Here is a 22,028-nt window from a genome sequence, read left to right as displayed (position 1 = left end):
AAGTTTGATCAAAAAGGAAGTTCTAGGTCCGGTGCTACGTTTTTCAACTGGGTGTGGAAGATGTCCTTGATCCGTTGCAGTTCGTCCTCGGTCTCGGCTTCGAAGCGCAGCACCAGAACCGGCGTCGTGTTGGACGCACGAACCAGGCCCCAGCCTTTCGGATAGTCGACACGCACACCGTCGATGTTCGTGAGATTGGCCTTGCCCCACTGGGCATCCCGCTCCAGCGCTTCGATGATGCTGAATTTGCTGGTTTCGGTGACCTTGATGTTGATTTCCGGTGTCGACAGATCGTTCGGGAAAGTCTTGAACAGGTCTTCGGCGCTGAGCTTTTCCTGGCTGAGAATCTCCAGCAGGCGCGCGGCACTGTAGATGCCGTCGTCGAAACCGAACCAGCGCTCCTTGAAGAAGATGTGGCCGCTCATCTCGCCAGCCAATAGCGCGCCGCTTTCTTTCATCTTCTTCTTGATCAACGAATGACCAGTTTTCCACATTACCGGGCGACCGCCGTATTCCTGGATCAACGGTATCAAGCGACGGGTGCATTTCACGTCGAAGATGACGTCGGCTCCCGGATTGCGCTTCACGACATCCCGAGCGAACAGCATCAGCAGGCGATCAGGGTATACGACGCTGCCCGCGTTGGTGACGACACCTACCCGATCGCCATCCCCATCGAACGCCAGGCCCAGGTCGGCGCCCGTCTCCTTGACCTTGGCGATCAGGTCCTGAAGGTTTTCCGGCTTGCCCGGGTCGGGATGATGGTTGGGGAAGTTTCCGTCGACTTCGCAGAACAGCGGGATGATTTCGCAGTTGAGGGCTGCCAGCAGTCGAGGCGCGATAACGCCTGCTGCTCCGTTGCCACAATCGACCACCACTTTGAGTCGGCGCGCCAGGACTACGTCATTGGTGATTTGCCCGGCATAAAGATCGAGGATGTCGACCTTGTTCACGCTGCCTTTGCCGGCTGGAAGGTTGTGGCGCTTGATACGGTCGTGCAGCGCCTGGATCTGTTCGTTGGCGAGCGTATCGCCTGCGATGACGATCTTGAAGCCGTTGTAGTCCTTGGGGTTGTGGCTGCCAGTGAGCATCACGCCGGTTTTGCCTTCGAGCACGCTGGCGGCGTAGTACAGGGCGGGAGTCGGAACCAGCCCGACATCACTGACGTGGCAGCCGCTGTCATACAGCCCCTTGATCAGTTGAGCGACAAGTTCGGGGCCGGAGAGTCTGCCGTCTCGGCCGACGCATACATTGGGCTCACCCTCGGCCAGGCTCTGCGCGCCAATGGCACGGCCCAGCCAGTAAGCGGTTTCTCCGGTCAGGGTCTCACCCACGATGCCGCGGATGTCATAGGCGCGAAAAATGGTATCCGGGAATTGGGGTGCGGTGTTTGCGGTACTGCTCATGGTGTGGGAGTGCTCCGACTTCAGGGCGTCCTGAGATTCATCGAGCAAGTCGATGTCGAGAATGTCGGTGTCTTGAAACAGCGGATCGGTCAGCTCGGTGTCACGTGAGCCGAGTGGCGTAAACGTTGCGGTGCTGCTCGTCGAACCGAGTGCGGTGTCAGGCGAAACATTGTTCGTGGCCGCGACGGGGGCGACCGGCTGATTGCGCAACGACAACTGCGCCAGACTCTGAGCCAGCCCATTGAGGGCGGCCATGCTCAGGCCGAAAGCTTTGACGGCCTTTCCGCCCGAGAGTTCTTGCAGCAGTTGCTCCAACTGTCGGGCATCTGCGGCCACGCGACGTTTCAACGCGCTTTCGTTCAGATACAGCCCCAGCAGCAGGCTGCCGACGGCGACGATTGCCGCCAGTAGCAGCATTAAAGAGGGAGGCGAGGAGTCCAGTGCGGGACCCGGCGTGAAGGTCAGTTTCCAGTTGGGGTAGCCGGTTGGGAAGTCCACAGCGCGACCGCCATTGGCTTGGCCGCGTGTCAGAAAACTCTGCGCCGGTGCATCACCGAATTGCTGACTCAGCACGATCTGCCCGACTTCGGCGGGAGCCTCCGGCAAGGCATTGGTCAACCGTTGCAGCTTGAAAGCCAGCAGCAGGGTCCCGTTGACCGGTGCGTCGGGTGCCGTGCGCAACGGCGCGACGCTGTAAATCACCCAGCTGTCACCCATTTTGCGTGCTTCCGGCGCAGGCATTTCACCCTTGCTTGCCTTGGCGAGCATATCCAGCGTCGCGAAGCTGACCGGCAATGAGCCCTGGTTGTCGACGTTATTGAAACCAGGAGGACTGAGCCGAGCGCCAATCACGCCGTCGCGGTAGGCGAGCTGATTCTGGGCGGCTTCGATCCGTGTCGGATCATTGCTATGCACTGCTTGGGCCAGGGTCGGATCCATGGCCGCGGCCTGGGTACCTGCGCTGATCTGGCGTAACGCCTTGCCGATGGCACCCGCCTGCGCGGTGCCCCAGGCTTGAGCCAGTTGATCCTGTTCCTGCGGTTGGCTGAGCAGGCCCAGCCAGACCAGAACGGCTGCGGCGAACAGGCCGATAAGGGAGGGGAAAAGCCCCGGGGTCGCCAGACTCAGGTTTGAGTCCTTGCCCGCTGCGTCAGTCGTTTCTGGGTGAGGCGTCGCCTTCGCTGTGCGCTTGATGCCTTTCAAACTTGACTCTCCCTGCTCGAGCTTCCTGGGCGGTTCTTATGATTTTGCATCGGGGCGGGGCTTTTAGTCCCTCAAAGACTGCCTTGCCAAGGCGATTGGTGCAGGATCAATGGCTGCCGGAATGGCCGAAACCACCTGCGCCGCGCTGGCTTTCGTCGAACTCTTCGACGACTTCAAAGTGAGCTTGAACGACCGGAACCAACACCAACTGCGCGATACGTTCGCCGATGGAAATCTTGAAAGCGGTCTGGCCACGGTTCCAGCAGGACACCATCAGTTCGCCCTGGTAATCGGAGTCGATCAGACCGACCAGATTGCCCAGTACGATGCCGTGTTTGTGGCCCAGGCCGGAGCGCGGAAGGATCAAGGCGGCAAGGCTCGGATCTGCGATGTATATCGACAGGCCGGTGGGAATCAATAGGGTCTGGCCGGGTTCGAGTACCGTTTCCTCTTTGAGCATGGCGCGCAGGTCCAGACCAGCAGAGCCGGTGGTGGCATAGGCCGGAAGCGGAAAGTCGCTGCCAATGCGAGGGTCGAGGATTTTGGCTTGTAGAGCGTGCATACGTGATTAAACCTGGTTCATGCGATCAGCGATAAAAGACACCAGCTGGCGGGCAATCTTGGCCTTGCTGGTCTGGGCGAAGAGCGTTTCCTTCAGCGCTCGGTCGATCACGCTGCACGCGTTTTCTTCGCTGTTGAAGCCAATGCTGGGATTGGCAACGTCGTTGGCGATGATCAAGTCGAGGTTCTTATCCTTGAGCTTGCGTGCGGCGTAGTCGAGCAGGTGTTCGGTTTCGGCGGCGAAACCGACACTGAACGGGCGATCCTGGCGTTGTGCGATGGTGGCGAGAATGTCCGGGTTGCGGACCATCTGCAGCAGCAGACCATCGCCATTCGTAGGGTCTTTCTTCAGTTTTTGTGGTGCGACGACTTCCGGGCGGTAGTCGGCGACGGCAGCAGAGGCGATGAACAGGTCGCACGGCATCCCGGCCTCGCAAGCAGCCAGCATGTCACGGGCACTGACGACGTCAATGCGTGAAACCCGATCCGGTGTCTGCAGGTTGACCGGGCCGGTGATCAGCGTGACCCGTGCACCCGCCTCGGCCGCGGCTTCTGCCAGGGCGAAGCCCATTTTTCCGGAGCTATGGTTGGTGATATAGCGCACCGGGTCGATGTTTTCCTGGGTCGGGCCGGCGGTGATGAGCACATGCTTACCGGTCAGCGTCAGACGCTGGAAGCAGTCCGCTGCGCTCTGCGCCAGATCGTTGGGTTCGAGCATGCGGCCGTAACCCACGTCGCCACAGGCCTGACTACCACTCGCTGGGCCAAACATGCGGAAGTCACGTTGTTCAAGCAATTGCAGATTGGCTTGCACGGAGGGATCTCGCCACATCGCCTGATTCATGGCAGGTGCGACGGCGACGATGGCATCGGTCGCCAACACCACGGTGGTGAGCAGGTCGTTGGCAATGCCTTGGGCCAGGCGTGCGATCAGGTCTGCGGTGCCCGGTGCAATCAGCACCATGTCCGCCCATTTGGCCAGCTCGATGTGGCCCATCGCTGCCTCAGCGGCAGGGTCCAGCAGGTCCATGTGGACAGGGTGCCCGGACAGCGCCTGCATGGTGAGCGGGGTGATGAACTCGGCGCCGCCCTTGGTCATGACCACGCGCACTTCTGCCCCATGGTCGCGCAATCGGCGGACCAGTTCGGCACTCTTGTAGGCCGCAATGCCGCCGCCGACGCCGAGAACGATGCGTTTCCGATACAGCCGCTGCATAGGCCTGCCTTTTGGTCGAGTTAACACGCGGCAATCAAACGCCTCCCCAGGCTGGACTGTCGCGTAAAAATGATGGGCTAAGATAGCACAGCGACCGCACGGGAACAGCGGCGCCCACATACAGGGAGGTGCTATGAGTATTCGTGACTGGCCCGCGGCCGAGCGACCACGGGAGAAGCTGCTTGAACGAGGCGCTTCGAGTCTTTCGGACGCCGAATTGCTCGCCATTTTCTTGCGCACCGGCGTCTCCGGAAAAAGCGCTGTGGACTTGGCCCGACACCTTTTAGGTCAGTTCGGCAGCTTGCGTGCCCTGCTGGAAGCCAACTTGACAGCATTCAGCAACGAATTGGGCCTGGGGCCTGCAAAGTTCGCTCAGTTGCAGGCGGTCATGGAAATGGCGCGGCGGCACATGGGCGAGAATCTCAAGCGTGGTTCAGTCTTGAGGAGTCCGGTTCAGGTGCGCAGCTACCTCAAGGCGCTGCTGCGACATGAGCCCCACGAGGTGTTCGGCTGTCTGTTTCTGGACAGCAAGAACCGCGTTCAGGCGTTCGAGGCGCTGTTTCACGGCTCGATCAATGTGGCCCATGTGCATGCCCGGCAGGTCGTCAAACGCGCACTCGCCAATAACGCGGCGGGCGTCATCCTTTGCCACAATCATCCGTCCGGCGTGTGTGAGGCTAGCGAAGCCGATGTCGAACTGACCCGACATCTCAAGAAGGCGCTGGCGCTTGTCGACGTGGTGGTGCTCGATCATGTGATCATCGGCGACGGAGACCCGCTGTCGATGCTGGAGCATGGCTTGATGTAGATGCCAGAGGAGGGCCGGAATTTGCTTTCCAGTTCTGGCCGCAAGCCGTAGGAACCAAACTCCGACGGCCTTTGGCCAGAAGCGGAAATCGCATTGGCAGTTACTTCACCATCACTTTCGAAAAGTCCTGTCGGCCGAACGGGCTGACGTTGTACCCAAGAATATCCTTGCGGGTCAGGGCGAAGGCCGTCGGGTGCGCCAGGGGTAGCCACAAAGCCTGTTTCTGGATCTGTTCCTGCGCCTGATGATAGAGCTTGGCGCGCTGTCCCTGATCGGTCACGGCCTTGCCCTGGCTGATCAGCTTGTCCAGCCCCTCGTCGCAATAGCGTGCGAAGTTGGTGCCGGACTTGACCGCTGCGCAGGAAAACTGCGGCGTCAGGAAGTTGTCCGGGTCGCCATTGTCGCCTGCCCAGCCCATGAACAGCAGATCGTGTTCGCCGGTCTTGGCGCGACGAATCAGCTCGCCCCACTCGATCACCTTGATCTCGGCCTTGATGCCTACAGCGGCGAGATCGTTTTGCAACAGCTGCGCGCCTGCGCTCGGGTTCGGGTTTAACAGACTGCCGGAGGGGCGCGTCCAGATCGTGGTCTTGAAGCCGTCTTTGAGGCCTGCCTTGGCGAGGAGCGCCTTGGCCTTGGCGACGTCATGCTTGTAGCCGGGCAAGTCGCTGGCATAGCCCCAGGTGTTGGGCGGATAGGGACCATTGGCGGCGCGTGCCGAGCCTTCGAAGACGGCCTTGAGGTACGTGTCCTTGTCGAATACCAAGTTGATCGCCTGGCGCACTTCAGGCTTATCAAGAGGTGGGTGTTGGCTGTTGATGGCCAGGAACGCGGTCATGAACGCATCGGTCTTTTCGACTTTCAGGTTCGGATCCTTACCCGCTTCGGCCACATCCAGCGGTTTGGGAGACAGAGCGACCTGACATTCATTCTGTCGAATACGTTGCAGACGAACGTTAGCGTCCGGGGTGATCGCGTAGATCAGCGTATCGATAGCCGGTTTGCCCGCGAAGTAATCCGGATTGGCCGCGTAGCGCACCACCGAATCTTTCTGGAAGCGTTTGAAGACGAATGGCCCGGTGCCGATTGGCTGGCTGTTGAGCTTCTCCGGGGTGCCGGCTTTCATCAGCTGTGCGGTGTATTCAGCCGAATAAATGGAGGCGAAGCCCATGCTCAGCGTGGCGAGGAAGGTCGCGTCCGGGTGGTTGAGGGTGATGCGCACGGTATTGGCGTCGGGGGCCTCGACCTTCTTGATCAGTGATGGCCATTGCATGGACTGCGCGTGGGGGAAGCCCTGCACTGCAACCTTGTTCCACGGGTTGGCCGGGTCGAGCATGCGCTGGAAGCTGAACACCACATCTTCTGCATTCAGGTCGCGGGTCGGGGTGAAATAGTCGGTATGGTGAAATTTCACGCCAGTGCGCAATTTGAAGTCATACGTCAGCCCGTCGGGCCATACGCTCCAGTTTTCTGCCAGACTGGCGACCAGTTTGCCGGTCTGCGCGTCGTAATCCACCAGGCGATTCATCAGCACGTCGGCCGAGGCGTTGGTGGTCGTCAGCGAGTTATATTGCACAACGTCAAAGCCCTCGGGGCTGGCTTCCGTGCAAACGCTAAGGCTGGTGGCGGCCTGAGCCATCAACGGCGCGGACAGGGACGCAATCAACAGGGGTAAAACAGCTAGGCGCATGGCGATTTTCCTTTCAGAGATAGCCCATCTGCCGGCGCAGTCTGGTGAGGGACTAACCCTAGACCATGCGTAGGCGCAGGACAATCGCTGCGGCGCGACGAGTGGTATATTTCCCGTCGCGGCCTTTACTGCTGGCGTTGCCGGACTGAAAGCCCTGATTTTCTTGCAGGTAATTCGTCGTTTGTGTTGTTGCTCCAAACGCTTTCTGGTATAAAGCAGCGCTCTTTTCTAGGGGCCCGCTGCCTTCACCGTAGGTGTGGCCGGTAAGACCCCTGAAGAAACGCGGCGCCTGGCGCCAAATGACTGAGAGATTAAGCGGCCAACCCATGCCGGGTTGGGCATGTGGTTTTAGAGGGCTGAGGCATGTCGAGAGTCTGTCAAGTTACCGGTAAGGGTCCGGTAACCGGGAATAACATTTCCCACGCGAACAACAAAACCCGTCGTCGTTTCCTGCCAAACCTGCAGCATCATCGCTTCTGGGTTGAAGAAGAGAAACGTTTCGTACGTCTGCGCGTATCTGCTAAAGGCATGCGTATCATCGACAAGCGTGGCATCACGGTCGTTCTGGCCGAAATCCGCCGCGCTGGCGCTAAGGTCTAAGGGAGAGAATCATGCGTGAATTGATCCGTTTGGTGTCGACCGCTAACACCGGCCACTTCTACACCACCGACAAGAACAAGCGCACTACTCCGGACAAAATCGAAATTAAAAAATTCGATCCGGTTGCTCGCAAGCACGTGATCTACAAAGAAGCCAAAATCAAGTAATTGATTCGCCTCTTACAAAAAAGCCCGCAGCGATGCGGGCTTTTTTGTGGGCAAGGGGAAATCAGCAAGCTGCAGTATGTGTAGGAGCACGCTGCCCGCGATTACGGTCGGTCAGTTCTCACGGATGTGTTTGGCCGAATGCAATACTCCTACCGCTACACGTTGGCAGTCAGGCCTTCTGCTCGAACACCACGTAGATCTTGCGGCACGGCTCAAGCACTTCCCACGTGCCCTTGAAGCCGGCCGGAATCACGAAACGATCACCTGCACGAAGGGTCTTGGCGTTGCCCTCCTCGTCGCGCAACACGGATACGCCCTGGACGATTTCACAGTATTCGTGTTCGGTGTAATTGACCTTCCAATGGCCCACTTCACCCTCCCACACGCCAGCATTCATCTGGCCGCACGGGCTGTTGTAGTGGTTGTAAATCGTTTGCTCAGGATCGCCCTTGAGAATCTTTTCCTCTGCGGGTTTGAATCGCTCCGCTGGGGTAGTGGCTTCACTGAAGTCGACGACGTTCTCGATACTCATGTCCCTGGCTCCTGAACTGGCAATTGAAGATGGTGTTGGATGGGGTTAAGCGGCATGGCGCTCAGCCCTCGATGACGCACTGTTGAATAAAATGCACGATTTCTCGCCGTTTTTCCCCTTTTTGTCCAATATATTGGAAATTCCACCGGCGCTGGTTTAGGGTGACGGATGCCTTTGGCCGATCCGACAGTATGTTAGGCGATGTCCTACAGCACGGCTCATGAGCGCGAGGGCGCGCACAATTCATAGGAGGAGGATGTTTCATGACCACCCTGACTCATGCGGACTGGGAAAAACGCGCCCAGGATCTGAAAATCGAAGGCCGTGCCTTCATCAATGGCGAATACACCGACGCCGCTAGCGGCGCCACCTTCGACTGCATCAGTCCGGTCGATGGTCGATTCCTTGCCCATGTCGCCAGTTGTGACGCCGCCGACGCTCAGCGCGCTGTCGAAAATGCCCGCGCCACGTTCAACTCCGGGGTCTGGTCGCGTCTGGCGCCGGTCAAGCGCAAGGCGGCGATGATTCGCTTCGCCGCGCTGATCAAAGAGAACATCGAAGAGCTGGCGCTGCTCGAAACCCTTGATATGGGCAAGCCGATCAGCGACTCCTACGGCATCGACATTCCGGGCTCCGCACAAGCGTTGAGCTGGAGTGGCGAGGCCATCGACAAACTGTACGACGAAGTCGCGGCCACTCCCCATGACCAACTGGGCCTGGTGACACGTGAGCCAATCGGCGTTGTCGCAGCCATCGTACCGTGGAACTTCCCGCTGCTGATGGCCTGCTGGAAACTGGGCCCTGCTCTGTCGAGCGGTAACTCTGTCGTCCTGAAACCTTCGGAAAAGTCGCCCCTGACCGCCATCCGTGTCGCGCAACTGGCTGTCGAAGCAGGCATTCCGGCTGGCGTGCTCAACGTGTTGCCGGGCTACGGCCATACCGTCGGCAAGGCGCTGGCGCTGCACATGGATGTCGACACCGCGGTGTTCACCGGCTCGACCAAGATCGCCAAGCAGTTGCTGGTCTACGCGGGCGAGTCGAACATGAAACGTGTCTGGCTGGAAGCTGGGGGCAAAAGCCCGAACATCGTTTTTGCCGATGCGCCCGACCTACAGGCTGCTGCCGAATCTGCTGCCAGCGCCATCGCTTTCAATCAGGGCGAGGTCTGCACCGCTGGTTCGCGTCTGCTGGTCGAGCGTTCGATCAAGGACACATTCCTGCCAATGGTGATCGAGGCGCTGAAAGCCTGGAAGCCGGGCAATCCACTGGATCCGGAAACCACCGTCGGCGCGCTGGTCGACACTCAGCAGATGAACACCGTGCTGTCCTATATCGAAGCGGGTCACACGGGTGGGGCCAAACTGGTCGCCGGTGGCAAACGTATCATGCAAGAGACCGGCGGTACTTACGTCGAACCGACGATTTTCGACGGCGTGACCAACGCCATGAAGATCGCGCAGGAAGAAATTTTCGGTCCGGTGCTGTCGGTACTCACGTTCGACACCGCTGAGGAAGCAGTACAGATCGCCAACGACACCCCTTATGGCCTGGCAGCGGCAGTGTGGACGGCGGATCTATCCAAGGCTCACCTCACGGCCCGTGCCTTGCGTGCAGGTAGCGTCTGGGTCAACCAGTACGATGGCGGCGACATGACCGCGCCGTTCGGTGGCTTCAAACAGTCGGGCAATGGCCGTGACAAGTCGCTGCATGCGTTCGACAAGTACACCGAACTGAAGGCGACCTGGATCAAGTTGTAAGGTCACGCGTTGCAAAGCTTGTAGCAATCCGGCTTGCCAACGGCAGCGTCATCGAACTCGCTACCGTCTGCAACCGGACTGCTACAGGGTTGAGTCGAAGTATATTTCCGAACAGCCGGGTTTCCCTCAAGAGCCCGGCTGTTTTGTCTCATCCCTTTGAGCCACAGGAGCGTGGTGATGCGTTGGGGTACTTATTTCGCGGTGTTGTCGTCCGTATTGAGCGTCGGCCTGGCGCTGGGCGTGAGCATGCCGCTGGTGTCGTTGCGACTGGAAAGCTGGGGCTACGGCGCGTTTGCCATTGGTGTCATGGCGGCAATGCCTGCCATCGGCGTGCTGCTCGGCGCGAGCCTGGCCAGTCGCCTGGCGTCGATCCTTGGGACCGCGAACCTGATGCGCCTGTGCCTGTGGGCAGGTTCTATTTCGGTGGGCCTGCTGGCATTGATGCCTGATTACTGGATATGGCTGGTGCTGCGCCTGATGCTCGGCGTGATTCTGACCATGTTATTTATCCTTGGCGAAAGCTGGATCAACCAACTGGTGACTGAAAACCTGCGCGGCAAGCTGGTTGCGCTATACGGCAGCTGCTATGCCCTGAGTCAGCTCGGCGGGCCGTTGCTGCTCGGCGTCATCGGGACCGGGCACGATTACGGCTTCTGGATCGGCACCGCGTTGCTTGCCACGTCTCCTTTGCTGCTGCTGGGCAGAACCGGCGCGCCCAGTGCCGAGTCCAGTCATGTCACCTTGCGCGATCTGGGAGGCTTTTGCCGTCAACTGCCAGCAATCGCGTGGGCAATTGCGTTGTTTGCAGGGTTTGAAGCGATGATCCTCACATTGTTGCCGGTGTATTGCCTGCAACAGGGCTTCACCCCGGAGGTGGCGCTGGCGATGGTCAGCACGGTGGTGGTCGGTGATGCGCTGTTGCAACTGCCGATTGGCGCACTCGCAGACAAGATGTCGCGTCGTCGGTTGTTTTCTGGCTGCGCGCTGGCGCTGATGGTGTCGAGTCTGGCGATTCCCATGCTGGTGGACACGGTTGCGATCTGGCCGCTGTGGGTGCTGTTCGGTGCCAGTGCGGGCGGGTTGTTCACGCTGTCGCTGATTCTGATCGGCGAGCGTTATCGTGACGATGCATTGGTGCGCGCCAATGCTCATGTGGCGCAACTGTGGGGTATCGGTTGCCTGCTTGGCCCTCTGGCGGCTGGCGCTGGCAGCCAATGGATCAGTGGCCAGGCGCTGCCGCTGTTGATGGCGGCCGGGTCGTTGGGGCTGGTGATCCTGTCGCAACGCCCGAGAGCGTTCGGTGCGCAGCCCGTCGCGGCTTAAAGCATCTTCTCCAGGCCTACGGCGCTGCTGAACCAGGCGTTCAGTCGGCGCCACCAGTCGCCGGGCTCCTTGTACAGCGTGTGCATCTTGCCGTTGTCTTCGGTGACCCAGACCACGCGATCATTCTCCAGCTTTGCCTGATAGCTGATGGCAGGCGCCATACCTTGCAGCGCCAGGTCGCGCAGGTATCCGGTCAGTTCGGGACTGTCGACCAATACCCCCACTTNCTTCTGCTGATCGAAGATCATTGCCTTGCTGTGCAGGCTGGACTCGGAGCCGCCCTTGAACGTCCTGGTGTTGAAGAACTTTGGCCCGCTTCCACCGTTGCTCGGGTCGCCTGGTTGGCGGCGCAGCTCGAACAGCTTGACGCCATGGGCCAACAACGCTTTGCGATACGGCGCGTAGCCGCCATGCACGACCGGCACATCAGTGGCTTCGAGGGAGTTGGTCAGCAAACTCACAGCCACGCCTTTGTCTGAGAGTCCGGTCAGATACGTCATGCCTTGTTGTCCCGGTACGAAATAGGCAGAGATCATCATCAGTTCTTGATGCACGTTCTGCAGATCCGGGCTCAGCTGGGTGGTTAGTAGCAGGTGTGGATCCGGCTCGCCACGGGACAGCACTTTGGTGGGCGCATCCCATAGGGCCTGGTTGTGCGCCCAGATCAGTTCATTGAGCCAGGTTTTCATGCGCGGCTGGGTCTTGTAGGCCATCAATCTTTCATACAGCGCCTTTTTCTCAACGTGCGCCTGCTCCAGTGAGACGGCCAGGCGTTTGCGTGCCTTGTCCAGATCCTTGGCGTCGGGCGGCCAATAGAGAAAATCGTCCACTGGTTTGCTCAGGGTGCTGTTCCAGTACTGATCGAAGCTATGCCCCAACTGTTCGGCGACCGGGCCGACGCTGAGCATGTCGATGTCAGTGAAATTGAGGTTGGGTTCTGCGTCGAAATACTCATCGCCCAGATTGCGCCCGCCGACGATCGCGACGGCGCTATCGGCCAGCCACAGTTTGTTGTGCATACGCCGATGTTGCAGCGACAGGTTGAACAGCCGACCGAGCGAGCGCGTGGCGCCTGTGCTACGTCCCAGGTTGAGCGGGTTGAATAGCCGAATCTGAATATTGGGGTGCGCCGCGAGCGTGGCGATGACCTCATCAAGGCCGTCGCTGGTGGTGTCATCCAGCAGGATGCGGACCCGCACTCCCCGGTCAGCGGCTTTGAGCAGTTCGTCGACCAATGCCCTTGTGCTCAGGCCGTCGTGGACGATGTAGTACTGCAGGTCCAGGCTGGTCTTGGCATTGCGGATGAGTTCGGCCCGGGCCATGAAGGCCTCGGTGCTGTTGGGCAGCAGGCGGAAGCCCGAGCGGCCTTCGTAAGGCGCCGCCTGAGCCATGATCGAGCGACCGAAAGCTGAGTCGCAAGCAGGCAGCGCCTGGCTTGGTGCATCGTCCACGGCGGTTGTGTGCGCGCATCCCGTAACGCTGAGGGCAAAGGCCAAAAGGAGGGACAGTGCCCATTTGTTCGTCAACGCATTCATCCAGAAGTCACACCATGGCGATATGACCGCATTTTCTACAAAAGGTTAAATCACACGCGCTCGGTTTGAGCCAAAAGCCGCGCTGCCGTGGCGCCGATCTTGCGTACTGCTTCTTCGATCTGCGGTGTCGGCTTCGCCGCGAAGTTCAGGCGCAGGCAGTTTCTGTATTTGCCCGACGCGGAAAAGATGTTGCCGACGGCAATCTGTACGCCCTGCCCTTCGAGCGCGCGGTTCAAGCGCAGGGAGTCGAAATCTTCCGGCATCTCGATCCAGAGCATGAAGCCTCCCTGTGGACGACTGACCCGTGTGCCGTCAGGGAAATAGCGTGTGACCCAATCTGTCATCAAGTCGCGACTGCGCTGGTATTGGCCGCGCATCCGACGCATGTGTGGCTCGTAATGCCCCGCCTGAAGAAACTCGGCGATTGCCAGTTGCGGCTGAGTGGCGGTGGAGCCGGTGCTGATGTATTTCATGTGCAGCACGCGGTCCAGATATCGGCCTGGTGCGACCCAGCCAACCCGCAAGCCCGGCGCCAGGGTTTTAGAAAACGAGCTGCACAGCAGGACGCGGCCGTCTTCATCGAAGGATTTGATCGTGCGCGGACGGGGGTAATGGTAGGCGAGGTCACCGTACACATCGTCTTCGATGATTGCCACGTCAAAGCGCTGGGCGAGGGTCAACAAGGCGCGTTTACGATCCTCGGGCATGATATAGCCCAGCGGATTATTGCAGTTGGGCGTCAACTGTATGGCCTTGATCGGCCATTGTTCGAGAGCCAGTTCCAGTGCATCCAGACTAATACCGGTAATCGGATCGGTGGGGATCTCCAGCGCCTTCATGCCCAGACCTTTCAACGCCTGCATGGCGCCGTGAAAGCTCGGTGAATCAACCGCGACGATATCCCCCGGTTGGCAGATCGAACGAATGCTGACCGCCAGCGCTTCCTGCGCGCCTGTGGTGATGACCAGATCCTCCGCGCCAACATTGGTGCCTGAGTCGAGCAGCAAGCGCGCAACCTGATCACGCAGGCATTGGGTGCCATTGATGTTGTCGTAATACAGGCCGGGCATGTCCTGACGGCGGCTGATCTTGCCCAGCGCCTGGGTCAGCGGACGAAGCGTGGGGCTGGTGATGTCGGGCATGCCCCGCGCGAACTGCACAACGTCGGGGCGGGGGACGGCGCGCGCCAGTTCCAGCACTTGATCCCATTGCGAGATATCCACAGGCCGCTGGGCAGGGCGCCCTACGACTGGCAACGCTGCGGTCTTGCGCCCAGCCGGTACAAAATAACCGGACTTGGGGCGCGGCGACGCCAGACCGTTGTCTTCCAGCAATCGATAGGCTTGTTGCACGGTGCTCAGGCTGACGCCATGTTCCACGCTCAAGGCGCGCACTGACGGCAACCTGTCGCCAGGGCGATAGAAGCCGCTTTCGATGCGTGTGCCGAGCAGTTCGGCGAGATTGACATAGAGCGTCATGGGCGTAGTCCCCAGCAGTGGCGCGTCGGCTGACCGATACAGATTGGGCAAAAATACATCATTCAGGGGGTGATGTATTGAATCTGTATGCAAAAAATTATAATTCTTTGGATCTGTAATGGTTTTCCATACAGACGCATCATGGATTCACTTGGAACCCATGATGAGGTGTCTGGAAATGAGCGGTATGAGCGATGTCAGGCTGACGCTGTATGCACAGGAGTTGGTACAGGATCAGGACGTTGTGGTGCGCACGAACGCCCCGAAAGGGTTGAGCCTGTGGGGGCTGTTTCAACACCGTCGGGTAACGCGGCGGGCGTTGCTGACCCTCAATGAAGATCAACTGCGGGACATTGGCCTGAGCTACGACCAAGCCCGGTGCGAGGGGCTCAAGCCGTTCTGGAGGGAATGATGGTGTTTCAGTGCACTGATGTTCCTGAGTGTGTTGCAACATATCCACATCCGCCGATTCCTCCGAGCAGCACGGCTTGCCGGCGGTGACGTTTGTCAAAGCGCTGCCGTCGGCAAGCCGGACTGCTACAGGTGCGCGGCAACCCGAGGGGTATGTCTGAGAACACTCGCTACACCAGTTCTTTGAGTCGATGCCATAGCATCCCCAATGCCAACAACGGCGACCGCAGATGTTTGCCGCCCGGGAAGGTCATATGCGGGACTTTGGCGAACAGCTCGAAGTCGCCGCTGTGCTGACCGCTGATGGCTTCTCCCAGTAACTTGCCCGCCAGATGGGTAGCATTGAGCCCGTGGCCGGCGTATGCCTGGGCATAGAACACGTTCGGATGCTCTTTCAGACGTCCGATCTGCGGCAGGCGGTTTGCACCGATGCCGATCATTCCGCCCCACTGAAAATCAATCTTCACGCCCTTGAGCTGCGGAAACACCTTGAGCATTTTGGGCTGCATGTAGGCGCTGATGTCTTGTGGGTCGCGGCCGGAATAGTGGCAGGCGCCGCCAAACAGCAGTCGTTTGTCAGCCGTTAGCCGGAAGTAATCCACTGCCACGCGTTGGTCGCACATCGCGGTGTTGAGCGGAAGTAGCTGGCGGGCCAGGTCTTCGCCCAAGGGTTCGGTGGCGATGATGTAACTCCCCGCGGGCAGGACCCTGCCGCTCAAGGTCGGGTCCAGATCATTCAAATACGCGTTGCAGCCCAGCACCAGCGTGTTGGCGCGGACCAGGCCTTGGGCCGTATGAACCTTGACCTGCGAACCGTATTCCAGACGAGTCACTGCCGAGTGCTCGAACAACTGGACCCCCAGCGATTGCGCGACGGCCGCTTCGCCCAGCGCCAGATTCAGCGGATGCAGATGGCCCGAGCCCATGTCCAGCATGCCGCCGGCGTAGTTGCCTGAGTCGATGACGCTGCGGATGTCTTCTGGCTGTATCAGCTTCAGTGGGTGGCGATACCCCAGTCCGATCAGCTCTTCGGCATCTTGAGAGAAGCCTGCGAACTCCTTCGGCTTATTGGCCAGATCGCAGTAGCCCCATGTCAGGTCGCACGCAATAGTGTATTTCTCGACCCGTTGGCGAACGATTTCGACCGCCTCAAGCCCCATCAGTTTGAGCTGCCGCACGCCCTCCTCACCGATTACATCGCTAAAGCGCTCGACGTGATGGCCGACCCCGCGAATCAATTGACCGCCGTTGCGTCCGCTGGCACCCCAACCGATCTTGCGCGCTTCCAGCAATGCGACGCTCAGGCCGCGCTCGGCCAGTTCGATAGCGGTATTGAGCCCCGAGAACCCCCCGCCCACCACGCAGACGTCAACGTTCACCTCCCCGGCAAGGCTTGGGTAATCGGGTTGCACGTGGCTGCTGGCTGCGTAATAAGAAGCAGCGTGGCTGGAGGGGTTCATGGGTGGGTCTCAATGTGCTGTTTGGAAATTTTTACAGAGGGTAGCCCGTGAATTCGCGCCAGGGCAAGGAAGGTCAATCTCTATCAGCCAGAGTCCCGCTCGGGCACAATTACCGCTCTCCACAGGAAAAAGTCTCGCCATGAGCTGCAACAGCCAGAAAATTCGCGATTTGCGGCGGCAGATTCCGTCCTTCGAATGCGTGCCCGGCTGCCATGACTGCTGCGGACCGGTGACAACGTCGTCAGAGGAAATGGCGCGCCTGCCCCGCAAGACGCCGGCCGAGCAGGAAGCAGCGCTCAATGAGTTCAATTGCGTGCACCTTGGCCCGAACGGTTGCACGGTGTATGACGAGCGCCCGCTGATCTGTCGCCTGTTCGGCACCACGCCGACATTGCCATGCCCTAATGGCCGCCGACCCGAAGTGTTGATTCATCCTCGGGTCGAGAGGCAGGTTCACGAGTACATTGCGTCGACGCGGCAGGTGTTGGTGTAGTTGACGCACTGCAGATCCGTAGCAGTACGGCTTGCCGTCGGTGGCATTCTTCTAAGTCCTGCCGCCCGCAAGCCGGACCGGTACAGGGGATAGCGGATCTCCAACGACGTTTGCATCGCTCACTCTGGAATCGGCAGGCTCAGGCTCTCCTTTACCTCTTCCATCACGATGTAACTCTTGGACTCTCGCACATGGGGCAGTTTGAGCAGGATATCGCCCAGTAGCTTGCGGTAGGAGGCCATTTCCGAGATCCGCGCCTTCACCAGATAGTCGAAATCCCCCGACACCAGGTGGCATTCCAGCACATGAGGCAATTTGAGGACCGCTCGGCGGAATTCCTCGAAAGTGTCCCCTGATTTGTAGTCCAGGCTGATCTCCACGAACACCAGCAGACTAGCCTTCAGGTTCTGCGGATTGAGCCGGGCGTTATAGCCCATGATGATCCCTTCGCGCTCAAGCCGGCGGACCCGCTCGGTGCACGGCGTGGTAGAGAGGCCGACACGCTCGCCCAGCTCCGTGAATGAAATTCTGCCGTCGCTTTGCAAGATGCGCAGGATGTTGCGATCGATCTTGTCCAGTTCACGTTTTGACTGGTGTTGGGTGCGCATTGCAAAGCCCCTCTGCTAAAGCCCTGGTTGTCGAGAACTAACGCTGAATATAGGCGCTTATATAGTGAAAAGCACTGCTCGTTGCTTTTTATACTGCCCACATCCTTGCTTCAAACTTCAAAACGTCAGCGGATATCCGCGATGAGGGAATCAACATGCGCGTTCTGGTCCTTGGAAGTGGCGTAATCGGTGTCACCAGTGCTTACTACCTGGCACGCGCGGGCTTTGAAGTGACAGTCGTCGACCGTCAGTCTGCCGCCGCCATGGAAACCAGTTTCGCCAACGCCGGACAGGTGTCCCCGGGGTACGCGTCGCCATGGGCCGCACCAGGCGTGCCGCTCAAGGCCATCAAGTGGTTGCTGCAGCGTCACGCGCCGCTGGCGATCAAGGCGACCGCCGACATTGATCAGTATCTGTGGATGGCGCAAATGCTGCGTAACTGCACTCAGAGCCGTTACGCGGTGAACAAAGAGCGCATGGTGCGTCTGTCCGAGTACAGCCGCGATTGCCTTGACGAACTGCGTGCCGAAACCGGCATCGCCTATGAAGGCCGCAGTCTTGGCACCACACAACTGTTTCGCACTCAAGAACAACTGGATAACGCCGCCAAGGACATCGCCGTGCTTGAGCAGGCCGGTGTGCCTTATGAAGTGCTCGACCGCGAAGGCATCGCCCGCGTGGAACCTGCGCTGGCAAGCGTGAGCAATATCCTCAGTGGCGCGCTGCGTCTGCCCAACGACCAGACCGGCGACTGCCAGCTATTCACCACGCGTCTGGCAGAGATGTGTGTGAAGTTAGGTGTTGAATTCCGTTTCGGTCAGTCGATCGAGTCGATTGATTTCGCCGGCGACCGGATCAATGGCGTGCGCGTGAACGGCAGGCTGGAAACTGCAGATCGCTACGTGCTGGCGTTGGGCAGTTATTCCCCTCAATTGCTTAAGCCTCTCGGTATCAAGGCACCGGTTTACCCGCTCAAGGGTTACTCCCTGACTGTGCCGATCACCAACCCCGATATGGCCCCGACGTCGACGATTCTCGACGAGACCTATAAGGTCGCGATTACCCGTTTCGACAACCGTATCCGGGTTGGCGGCATGGCCGAGATCGCCGGTTTTGACCTGTCGCTCAATCCTCGCCGGCGTGAAACGCTGGAGATGATCGTCAACGATCTCTATCCTCAGGGCGGCGATCTGAGCCAGGCCAGTTTCTGGACCGGTCTGCGTCCGACCACTCCGGATGGCACGCCGATCGTGGGCGCCACACCGTATCGCAACCTGTTCCTCAATACCGGCCACGGAACTCTTGGCTGGACCATGGCCTGCGGTTCCGGTCGTTTGCTGGCCGATCTCATCGCCCGCAAAACACCACAGATCAGCGCCGAAGGCCTCGATATATCCCGCTATGGAAGCTCCAAGGAGATCGCAAAAAATGTCAGTACAGCGCCAGCTCACCAATGAGCGCATGAGCCAGCTCGTCGTCCACAACGGCACCGTTTATCTTGCCGGACAAGTGGGTGACAATCTGACAGCGGGGATCGAACAACAGACCCGAGAGACGCTCAATAATATCGAGCGCTTGCTGGACCTGGCCGGCACCGACAAAAGCCGCCTTTTGTCGGTGACGATTTACCTGAAAGACATCGACGCCCATTTCGCCGGGATGAACAGTGTCTGGGACCAGTGGCTGCCCAAAGGCGTCGCCCCCGCCCGTGCCACCGTAGAAGCCAAGTTGTGCGAACCGGACATTCTGGTTGAGTTGTCGGTGACTGCTGCACTGCCGTAATCAACACGCGTAGCCCCCGCCGGGATTACGCGAAACCCTGTAGGCGTGAGCTTGCTCGCGATGGCGTCGTGTCCGGCGTGTCTGGTTCATCGGGCTGGCCTCATCGCGAACAAGCTCACGCCTACAGGTCATTCATATTCTTTGATCAAGAAGTCATCCCCATGCGTCCAGCCCGCGCCCTCATCGATCTTTCAGCCTTGCGCCACAACTACCAACTGGCTCGTGAAGCCGCGGGCGCCAAGGCACTTGCCGTCATCAAGGCCGATGCCTATGGCCATGGCGCCGTGCGCGTGGCTCAGGCGCTGGAAACCGAAGCGGATGGTTTTGCTGTGGCCTGTATCGAAGAGGCGCTGGAACTGCGTCAGGCCGGCATCAAAGCACCGGTTCTGCTGCTGGAAGGTTTCTTTGAGGCGGACGAACTGCCGCTGATTGTCGAGCACGACTTCTGGTGCGTCGTTCATTCGCTGTGGCAACTCGATGCCATCGAGCAGGCCAGCGTCAGCAAACCGCTGAACATCTGGTTGAAGATGGACTCAGGCATGCACCGAGTAGGGATTCATCCCACTGACTTTCAGTCCGCCTATCAGCGTCTGCAGGCCAGCGCCAAAGTAGCCAATGTCGTGCTGATGAGCCATTTCGCCAGGGCTGACGAACTGGACAGTTCGCGCACCGAAGAACAGCTCGCCATCTTCCAGTCGGCCCGTGAAGGGCTGGGCACGCAGATCAGTCTGCGCAATTCCCCCGGCGTGATGGGCTGGCCGAACGTCCCCAGCGATTGGGTTCGCCCGGGCATCATGCTGTATGGCGCAACGCCCTTCGATCAGCCGCAGTCAGTGGCTGATCGTCTTCAAGCGGTCATGACGCTGGAGTCCAAGGTGATCTGTGTGCGCGAATTGCCAGCCGGTGAACCCGTCGGCTACGGCGGAGCATTCGTGACTGACCGCAACATGCGCATCGGTGTAGTGGCGATGGGTTACGCCGACGGTTATCCGCGTCAGGCGCCAACGGGTACACCGGTCATGGTCGACGGTCGCCCCAGCCGTTTGCTGGGACGCGTCTCGATGGACATGCTGTGTGTTGACCTGACTGATGTTCCGGGCGCTGGCCTGGGAAGTCGCGTCGAGTTGTGGGGCAAAAACGTTCTTGCCAGCGACGTCGCTGCCAGCGCGGGCACCATTCCCTACCAGATATTCTGCAACCTCAAGCGCGTGCCAAGGCTCTATTCCGGGGATTGACTCACGCTTGTCGTCGCCCCGCCTGAACTGCCCATGGTTTATGGCGGGCACCGGCCTCTTTGCTAATCGGGTCAAGTGTTGTAAATACTGAACGCTGTCGCCATCATGGCGACCACTTGACCGTGTTTGATTATCAGGAGGACTCCAGCATTGGACGTCGGTGAACGACTGCAATCCATTCGTAAACTCAAGGGTCTGTCCCAACGCGAACTCGCCAAACGAGCGGGCGTGACCAACAGCACCATTTCCATGATCGAGAAGAACAGCGTCAGTCCCTCGATCAGCTCGCTGCGCAAGGTGCTTGGCGGCATACCGATGTCCATGGTGGAGTTCTTTTCAGAAGAGCTTGAGCCAGAAAATCCGACCCAGGTGGTCTACAAAGCCAGCGAATTGATCGATATCTCGGACGGCGCTGTCACCATGAAACTGGTCGGCAAGTCTCATCCGAGCCGTGCGATTGCTTTCTTGACCGAGGTCTATCCGCCAGGTGCCGACACCGGGGATGAGATGCTCGTTCACGAAGGTGAAGAGACCGGCATTCTGGTCGAAGGCCGCCTTGAGCTTGTCGTCGGGCTTGATACGTATGTGCTCGAAGCCGGGGACAGCTACTATTTCGAGAGCACCCGACCGCATCGCTTCCGCAATCCGTTCGACGTACCGGCACGGCTCATCAGTGCTGCTACGCCTGCGAATTTCTGATCAGCGAAACCCTCCTGCCTGAGCGCTCAGACGGGATACAGGAATAGCCCGAAGCAAAAGGTCGATGCGCTAATAACCCTGCGATGCTCAGGGATGTTACGGCCAACGGGCTAACCGCTATACTTTCGTCGCCTGCGCCTAACCGTGAACGCAGGGGCGTTATAGCCACCATGAGGGTGAAAGCGTGAACCTTACTAATAAGATCCTGGCTGCAGTTGCACTCCTCGCCTTCTGGGCATTTACGGCCCAGGCCTCCACCAGCGATGACCTCGCCAAACGACTCGAACCGGTCGGACAAGTCTGTGTTCAGGGCAAGGAATGTCCCGGCATGGACGTGGCGGCGACAGCCGGTGGTGCGGGTGGCGCCAAATCCCCTGATGACGTGATCGGCAAGCACTGCAACGCCTGCCATGGCTCCGGTCTGCTGGGCTCGCCGAAAATCGGCGACAGCGCCGACTGGGGCAAGCGCGCCAAGGAACAGGGCGGTCTGGACGGCCTTCTGGCCAAAGCGATTAGCGGCATCAATGCCATGCCGCCCAAAGGGACCTGCGCCGATTGTTCGGATGAAGAACTCAAGGGTGCAATCAAGAAAATGTCCGGGCTGTAACGACACGGGGTTCTATGGTTCGCAAGACAACGCTGCTGTGGTTGCTGCCTTTACTGCTGTTTGCCGGTTTCGCGCAAGCCACGATGCGTTGCGGGACCGCGCTGATCAGCTTGGGGGATACAGCGAGTGTTGTTCGCGAGAAGTGCGGTACGCCTGATCGCAGTGAGGATCAGGACCCTGCGTCACGGGTCAATGGAGTTCCTCGCCTTAACGCCGTGAAAGTCAGCCTCTGGGTCTACGGGCCTCGCAACGGCGCTTATCAACATCTCAAGTTCATCGAGGACAAGCTCGTGTCCATCGACACGCGGCGCGACTGAACCGCTGGTTTGTACCTATCCCTCCTGTAGCCGCACGGCTTGCCCGCGGTGGTGATCTTCCCGCCGCCACCGTCGGCAAGCCGCGCTGCTGCGAAGGTGGGGCTGGGCGACCGGCAATTGCGTACCCGTGGCGAACGCAT

General features: G+C 59.4%; 22 protein-coding genes and 1 pseudogene. 13 read left to right on the top strand and 10 right to left on the bottom strand.

What is annotated here, in order from left to right; genetic code table 11:
• Positions 1-8: 8 nt before the first annotated feature.
• From D3M70_RS34330 to coaBC, 3 genes are all read right to left on the bottom strand, one after another.
• Positions 9-2,609, bottom strand: coding sequence for a phosphomannomutase/phosphoglucomutase (locus D3M70_RS34330; protein ID WP_375233024.1), 2,601 nt, complete (start codon positions 2,607-2,609; stop codon positions 9-11).
• Positions 2,610-2,715: 106 nt separating this feature from the next.
• Positions 2,716-3,171, bottom strand: a complete 456-nt coding sequence (dut, locus tag D3M70_RS24440; protein WP_120128162.1) for a dUTP diphosphatase — start codon at positions 3,169-3,171, stop codon at positions 2,716-2,718.
• 6 nt (positions 3,172-3,177) lie between these two features.
• Positions 3,178-4,386 (bottom strand): bifunctional phosphopantothenoylcysteine decarboxylase/phosphopantothenate--cysteine ligase CoaBC, encoded by a 1,209-nt coding sequence (gene coaBC / locus D3M70_RS24435; protein WP_120128161.1) that lies wholly within the window; start codon positions 4,384-4,386, stop codon positions 3,178-3,180.
• A gap of 133 nt (positions 4,387-4,519) precedes the next feature.
• Here coaBC and radC point away from each other — a divergent pair, with 133 nt between their 5' ends.
• Positions 4,520-5,194 (top strand): DNA repair protein RadC, encoded by a 675-nt coding sequence (radC, locus tag D3M70_RS24430; protein WP_120128160.1) that lies wholly within the window; start codon positions 4,520-4,522, stop codon positions 5,192-5,194.
• A gap of 100 nt (positions 5,195-5,294) precedes the next feature.
• Here radC and D3M70_RS24425 read toward each other — a convergent pair whose 3' ends face one another.
• A complete protein-coding gene (locus tag D3M70_RS24425; RefSeq protein WP_120128159.1) occupies positions 5,295-6,884 on the bottom strand; it encodes an ABC transporter substrate-binding protein in 1,590 nt (529 codons plus the stop codon).
• Positions 6,885-7,247: 363 nt separating this feature from the next.
• Here D3M70_RS24425 and rpmB point away from each other — a divergent pair, with 363 nt between their 5' ends.
• The gene (rpmB, locus tag D3M70_RS24420; RefSeq protein ID WP_037016669.1) at positions 7,248-7,484 is read left to right on the top strand and encodes a 50S ribosomal protein L28; all 237 of its coding nucleotides are present in this window, start codon (positions 7,248-7,250) and stop codon (positions 7,482-7,484) included.
• An 11-nt stretch (positions 7,485-7,495) separates the two neighbouring features.
• Positions 7,496-7,651, top strand: coding sequence for a 50S ribosomal protein L33 (gene rpmG, locus D3M70_RS24415; protein WP_062379766.1), 156 nt, complete (start codon positions 7,496-7,498; stop codon positions 7,649-7,651).
• 169 nt (positions 7,652-7,820) lie between these two features.
• Here the strand turns inward: rpmG and D3M70_RS24410 are convergent, their stop codons facing one another.
• Positions 7,821-8,183 (bottom strand): cupin domain-containing protein, encoded by a 363-nt coding sequence (locus D3M70_RS24410; protein ID WP_120128158.1) that lies wholly within the window; start codon positions 8,181-8,183, stop codon positions 7,821-7,823.
• Between the two features lie 308 nt (positions 8,184-8,491).
• Between D3M70_RS24410 and D3M70_RS24405 the strand changes: the two genes are divergently transcribed.
• Together D3M70_RS24405 and D3M70_RS24400 are read left to right on the top strand one after the other, a co-directional pair.
• A complete protein-coding gene (locus tag D3M70_RS24405; RefSeq protein WP_375233036.1) occupies positions 8,492-9,940 on the top strand; it encodes an aldehyde dehydrogenase in 1,449 nt (482 codons plus the stop codon).
• Positions 9,941-10,117: 177 nt separating this feature from the next.
• Complete coding sequence (locus D3M70_RS24400) at positions 10,118-11,263, top strand: MFS transporter (RefSeq protein ID WP_120128156.1); 1,146 nt, start codon at positions 10,118-10,120, stop codon at positions 11,261-11,263.
• Here the strand turns inward: D3M70_RS24400 and D3M70_RS33660 are convergent.
• From D3M70_RS33660 to D3M70_RS24390, 3 genes and pseudogenes are all read right to left on the bottom strand, one after another.
• A pseudogene (locus tag D3M70_RS33660) lies at positions 11,260-11,489 on the bottom strand (phospholipase D family protein); the annotation flags it as partial. The gene D3M70_RS24400 and the pseudogene D3M70_RS33660 overlap by 4 nt on opposite strands.
• A 1-nt stretch (position 11,490) precedes the next feature.
• On the bottom strand, positions 11,491-12,789 hold a 1,299-nt coding region (locus tag D3M70_RS24395), incomplete at its 3' end, for a phospholipase D family protein (RefSeq protein ID WP_375233035.1).
• A 59-nt stretch (positions 12,790-12,848) separates the two neighbouring features.
• Positions 12,849-14,276 carry a PLP-dependent aminotransferase family protein gene (locus D3M70_RS24390; RefSeq protein WP_120128154.1) on the bottom strand — a complete coding sequence of 476 codons (1,428 nt, stop codon included), beginning with the start codon at positions 14,274-14,276 and terminating at the stop codon, positions 12,849-12,851.
• Between the two features lie 178 nt (positions 14,277-14,454).
• Here D3M70_RS24390 and D3M70_RS24385 point away from each other — a divergent pair, with 178 nt between their 5' ends.
• The gene (locus D3M70_RS24385; protein ID WP_120128418.1) at positions 14,455-14,688 is read left to right on the top strand and encodes a DUF1127 domain-containing protein; all 234 of its coding nucleotides are present in this window, start codon (positions 14,455-14,457) and stop codon (positions 14,686-14,688) included.
• A gap of 169 nt (positions 14,689-14,857) precedes the next feature.
• Here D3M70_RS24385 and D3M70_RS24380 read toward each other — a convergent pair whose 3' ends face one another.
• Positions 14,858-16,147, bottom strand: a complete 1,290-nt coding sequence (locus tag D3M70_RS24380) for an FAD-binding oxidoreductase (RefSeq protein ID WP_120128153.1) — start codon at positions 16,145-16,147, stop codon at positions 14,858-14,860.
• Between the two features lie 139 nt (positions 16,148-16,286).
• On the opposite strand from D3M70_RS24380, the gene D3M70_RS24375 reads away from it, so the two are divergent.
• Positions 16,287-16,640 carry a YkgJ family cysteine cluster protein gene (locus D3M70_RS24375; protein WP_120128152.1) on the top strand — a complete coding sequence of 118 codons (354 nt, stop codon included), beginning with the start codon at positions 16,287-16,289 and terminating at the stop codon, positions 16,638-16,640.
• 119 nt (positions 16,641-16,759) lie between these two features.
• On the opposite strand, the gene dadR is transcribed toward D3M70_RS24375, so the two are convergent.
• The gene (dadR, locus tag D3M70_RS24370) at positions 16,760-17,248 is read right to left on the bottom strand and encodes a transcriptional regulator DadR (RefSeq protein WP_093466232.1); all 489 of its coding nucleotides are present in this window, start codon (positions 17,246-17,248) and stop codon (positions 16,760-16,762) included.
• 155 nt (positions 17,249-17,403) lie between these two features.
• Between dadR and dadA the strand changes: the two genes are divergently transcribed.
• The 6 genes from dadA (at position 17,404) to D3M70_RS24340 (ending at position 21,888) form a co-directional block, all read left to right on the top strand.
• On the top strand, positions 17,404-18,705 hold the full coding sequence (gene dadA, locus D3M70_RS24365; RefSeq protein WP_120128151.1) for a D-amino acid dehydrogenase: 1,302 nt from the start codon (positions 17,404-17,406) through the stop codon (positions 18,703-18,705).
• Positions 18,677-19,030 (top strand): RidA family protein, encoded by a 354-nt coding sequence (locus D3M70_RS24360; protein WP_120128150.1) that lies wholly within the window; start codon positions 18,677-18,679, stop codon positions 19,028-19,030. The genes dadA and D3M70_RS24360 overlap by 29 nt, the downstream gene beginning before the upstream one ends.
• 161 nt (positions 19,031-19,191) lie before the next feature.
• On the top strand, positions 19,192-20,265 hold the full coding sequence (gene alr / locus D3M70_RS24355) for an alanine racemase (protein WP_120128149.1): 1,074 nt from the start codon (positions 19,192-19,194) through the stop codon (positions 20,263-20,265).
• Between the two features lie 150 nt (positions 20,266-20,415).
• Positions 20,416-20,964: a cupin domain-containing protein gene (locus D3M70_RS24350; protein ID WP_120128148.1), complete on the top strand. Its 549-nt coding sequence runs from the start codon at positions 20,416-20,418 to the stop codon at positions 20,962-20,964.
• Positions 20,965-21,148: 184 nt separating this feature from the next.
• Positions 21,149-21,571: a cytochrome c5 family protein gene (locus D3M70_RS24345; RefSeq protein ID WP_120128147.1), complete on the top strand. Its 423-nt coding sequence runs from the start codon at positions 21,149-21,151 to the stop codon at positions 21,569-21,571.
• Between the two features lie 14 nt (positions 21,572-21,585).
• The gene (locus D3M70_RS24340; protein ID WP_120128146.1) at positions 21,586-21,888 is read left to right on the top strand and encodes a DUF2845 domain-containing protein; all 303 of its coding nucleotides are present in this window, start codon (positions 21,586-21,588) and stop codon (positions 21,886-21,888) included.
• The last annotated feature ends 140 nt before the right edge of the window (positions 21,889-22,028 follow it).

Source organism: Pseudomonas sp. LS-2 (genome assembly GCF_003605735.1).
Lineage (GTDB): Bacteria > Pseudomonadota > Gammaproteobacteria > Pseudomonadales > Pseudomonadaceae > Aquipseudomonas.
The sequence above is the reverse complement of the archived record's forward strand: the minus strand, read 5'-3'. Positions and strand labels throughout refer to the sequence as shown.